Source organism: Salmonella sp. SAL4457, assembly GCF_046548235.1.
In the GTDB taxonomy this organism is placed as follows: domain Bacteria; phylum Pseudomonadota; class Gammaproteobacteria; order Enterobacterales; family Enterobacteriaceae; genus Salmonella; species Salmonella enterica.
The window spans coordinates 1-436 of sequence record NZ_JBGDZO010000067.1 but is presented as its reverse complement, the minus strand read 5'-3'; the positions used below and the strand labels follow the sequence as shown (position 1 = coordinate 436).

The following is a 436-nucleotide window of genomic DNA, read 5'->3' as shown; positions in this document are numbered from 1 at the left end:
CAGTTACTTTCCCAGCTCGGCCATGCGTCCTGTGCAACAGGGCGCCTATTCCGACGATGTGGAATTGCTCGGACGCCTGTCCGATCGCGAAGTATCGGTATTGCAATACCTCAGCCAGGGTTATTCGAACAAGCAGATATCCGAGCAGATGTTTATCAGCAACAAGACCGTCAGCACTTACAAGGCGCGCTTGTTGTTGAAGTTGAACGCCGGCTCGCTGGTGGATCTCATCGAGTTCGCCAAACGCAATACGCTTATCTAAGGGCCGGAACCGAATGAAGTTCCAGAAACGCAGTGCGTGCATGCTCGGCCTGCTTCTCATATTCGCCTGCATGGCGGGATATGCCGTTCCGGCGAGGGCGACGGCTGGCGAATATTCTTCCATGCTCCGGATTCCCGCTCCGGATCGTCCGGGGGACGCCGATGTGGTCGACGA

General features: G+C 56.4%; 1 protein-coding gene. It reads left to right on the top strand.

Features of this window, described 5'->3' with window-relative positions; all coding sequences use genetic code 11:
* Positions 1-262 (top strand): response regulator transcription factor (locus ACLJNW_RS23255; RefSeq protein ID WP_410961094.1); only part of this gene is annotated, 262 nt, incomplete at its 5' end.
* Positions 263-436: the final 174 nt, after the last annotated feature.